This is a genomic window from Mesorhizobium sp. M7A.F.Ca.CA.004.06.1.1 (assembly GCF_003999135.1).
Lineage (GTDB): Bacteria > Pseudomonadota > Alphaproteobacteria > Rhizobiales > Rhizobiaceae > Mesorhizobium.
The window spans coordinates 1-2,026 of record NZ_RZPQ01000921.1 but is presented as its reverse complement, the minus strand read 5'-3'; the positions used below and the strand labels follow the sequence as shown (position 1 = coordinate 2,026).

At 63.4% G+C, this 2,026-nt stretch carries 3 protein-coding genes; all 3 read right to left on the bottom strand.

The features are described from left to right. Positions 1-109 precede the first annotated feature (109 nt). Positions 110-391 (bottom strand): cupin domain-containing protein, encoded by a 282-nt coding sequence (locus EN906_RS32160; protein WP_127268388.1) that lies wholly within the window; start codon positions 389-391, stop codon positions 110-112. A gap of 131 nt (positions 392-522) precedes the next feature. Further along, the gene (gene trxA, locus EN906_RS32155) at positions 523-855 is read right to left on the bottom strand and encodes a thioredoxin (protein WP_127375682.1); all 333 of its coding nucleotides are present in this window, start codon (positions 853-855) and stop codon (positions 523-525) included. Between the two features lie 66 nt (positions 856-921). Further along, a partial coding sequence (locus tag EN906_RS32150; protein WP_206529228.1) for a PD-(D/E)XK nuclease family protein occupies positions 922-2,026 on the bottom strand: 1,105 nt, incomplete at its 5' end.

Sequence of the window (2,026 nt, the reverse complement as noted above, 5' to 3'; positions counted from 1 at the left end):
CGTGCTTTTGCGCTGCGGACGGAAAGCTGGGGTTCGGCCATTTCAAACTCCCCTTTCTAGAAGATGTAGTCTCTCAGCGCCCATCAAGATGGCACATGATGGCATGCCGTCACCTCAATTCGATCTCGATAAAGGCATATTCGCCTTCGTTGGCGTTGATGACGTCATGTTCGACGCCCTCTTTGCGGAAATAGGGCGCGCCCTTCTTCATCTCGGCGAAGGTCTCGCCGTCCTTGGTCAACAGCTTCACCTTGCCGTCCATCAGCGGCACGACGACATAGTCGTGGCCGTGGCGATGCCAGCCGGTGTTTTCGCCCGGTGCGAAGCGGTACTCGGTGACGATGACGCGCTCATTGTCGATGAATACGGTGGCCTTGGCGGATCCGGTCATGGGGTTCTCCTGTCTGGCTCAAGCAGATGACATGGAGTGGCCGGACGCGAGAGCCAGAGCCACGCACCGATGACGCCAACAAAAAGCCCGGCGCGAGGCCGGGCTTGATGGTCATATGAATTTCAGATGGATCAGGCGAGATTGCCGTTGATCCAGTGCGACAGCGCGGTCTTGGGCGCCGCACCGACCTTCTTGTCGGCCATTTCGCCGCCCTTGAAGATCATCAGCGTCGGGATCGAGCGCACGCCGAACTGGGCGGCAAGCTCCGGATTCTCGTCGATGTTGAGCTTGGCGATCTTCACCTTGGCGCCGAGTTCGGTGGCAATGTCTTCGAGCGCCGGCGCGATCATCTTGCAGGGACCGCACCATTCCGCCCAGAAATCGACGACGACCGGTACGTTGGCGTCAAGCACGTCGGCCTGGAAGTTGCTCTTGTCGACCTTCACGGTTGCCGTATGGAAAATCCTTTTGAAAGTTTTTGTCCCACCAAATGTGGTGGTGATCGCGCCCTTCTTCAAGCAGGTGTTGTGTCACGCTCCCGTGAGTCGGGCAAGGGCGTCGTCCATGGCACCGGCTGGCAGCTCGATCAGCCGCGGCGCCTCGGTGAACAGCAGGGCCGCCTTGACCGTGCGGCCGGGATAGAGCGGCTGCAACAGGGCGCGATAGAGCGCGAGCTGGAGCAGGTAGGCCGGCGGCACCTCGGCCAGAGTGGAGGGCGCCGGCCGGTTGGTCTTGTAGTCGACGATCGAGACCGTGTCCGACGTCACCGCCAACCGGTCGATCTTGCCGGAAATCGAGCGCTTTTTGCCCTTTACTTCCAGGCTGCCCATGATCGCGACCTCAGCACGCGACGACGGCGCAAACAGCTGACCGAGGCCGGGATCCGCAAGGATTGATGTGACCGACGCCAGGGCTTTTTCGCGCTCTGACGGAGGCCAGTCCGCACCCGTTCGCAAGAGATAGCGCTCCGCCGCGCGCTGGCGTTCGGGCTCGGCAATGCCCGGCAGCATCTGCAGCAGTTTGTGAAGGGCAAGCCCGCGCAGCACCGCAAAGCCCGGCTCGGCATCGGCGTCGAGCACCGGCGACGCCTTGTCGACCACAGCTTCCTTGCCTTCGTCTATCAGCGCCGCAGCACCGGATGGCGACAGCGGACGCGGCAGATCCTCGAAGGGGGGCAAGGGCCGGAACAAGGTCGCCGGCAGAGGTCCGAAAGCATCCGTCGGCCGCGCCTGCTCGCCGGAAGCCAGTGCGACCGGCGGCAGCTTGGTGACATGGAAACGATGCACCGGCTCGCCGCCGGCGGGATGCGCACGCTGCTCGCTTTCCGGCGCACCGATCAACGCGCGGCTGACGATCGAATGCCAGGTGCCGGCGTTCGGCGCTCGCTTGCCGTGATAGCCGCAGACGATCAGCCGGTCCTCGGCACGGGTCATGCCGACATAGAGCAGCCGGCGGTATTCGTCGTCGGCGAGTTCCCGTGCCCGCGCCGCCGCTGCTTTGGAAAAGCCGTTGGCGACGTCGCTGGCAGAGCGCCAGAGATAGCCCTTGCCGTCCCAATTCGCGCCGGAGCCATCGAAGGGCATCAGGCGCGAATTGGGACGGCAAGGGCTATCTCTGGCGCTCTGCCAGCGCTGT

What these genes read in the sequence shown, in the direction of transcription:
- EN906_RS32160 (WP_127268388.1), bottom strand. Translation starts at nt 391, where the DNA reads ATGACCGGATCCGCCAAGGCCACCGTATTCATCGACAATGAGCGCGTC.